The sequence below is a fragment of the Phaeodactylibacter xiamenensis genome (assembly GCF_000759025.1).
Taxonomy (GTDB): domain Bacteria; phylum Bacteroidota; class Bacteroidia; order Chitinophagales; family Saprospiraceae; genus Phaeodactylibacter; species Phaeodactylibacter xiamenensis.
Genome location: NZ_JPOS01000047.1, coordinates 1 through 823, shown reverse-complemented (window position 1 = coordinate 823; position 823 = coordinate 1). Strand labels below are relative to the sequence as shown.

The window sequence follows — 823 nt, the reverse complement described above, 5'->3', positions numbered from 1 at the left end:
TGACCTGATTTTGCCCGATGTCCGCGCTGGAAAATTGGGTTATATCAAGGGTCAAGCTAGCCACTCCACAATTATCGGTGGAACCACCGTCTACATCCTGTGGAGAGACACTGGCCATACCCGAACCATCCAGGTCTATGCTTAAATCCTGACAAACTGCCGAGGGTAGCAAGTCATCAATGAGCGTTACAGCAGCCATACAGGTTCCTGATCCCGTTGCGGGGTTTCCATCTCCTACTTCCAGCTGCACCATCACCTCAGGTGCATCGCTACAAGTGAACTGGGATTGGTCAAGAGCGTAGTTTAGCACGGTTGCACAATCGTCTGTGGAGCCACCGTCTACATCCTGTGGGTTGATGGATGCCTGACCGGATGCATCAAAAAATACAGTGGTATTCGCACACAATGCATCGGGAGGGCTAGTGTCGGCTGTGTAGATCAACTCAGATGCAGTTACCGCATTCAGGCAGGCTACTTCTTCAACGCTTAAATCACATGGGCCCGCATCGGCTAATGCAATATTGACTTGATGTGTCATACCGGTCGGCGTACCTTCCAAATCAATAAATGTAACCGTCGCACCGGCAGGGACATTAAAGAAAGTCGTTGCCCCAACACTGATATTGTAGAATGCTCCGCAGTCGTCTGTTACGGTTACGTCGAAACCTCCAGCATCATTGCCCTGGCAGTCCGGCTGAACCACATTGCTTATAATGATCTCCGGTAATGGATCTCTGATCTCTGTGCCGTCAATAACGCCTGTAGTGTTGGCCCCGCAGCTACTTGTAATGGTGTACTCATAATCTGTCCCTGGCTGAAGGGT

At 50.4% G+C, this 823-nt stretch carries 1 pseudogene; it reads right to left on the bottom strand.

The features are described from left to right. Positions 1 to 823 (bottom strand): annotated as a pseudogene (locus tag IX84_RS33425) (hypothetical protein); the annotation flags it as partial.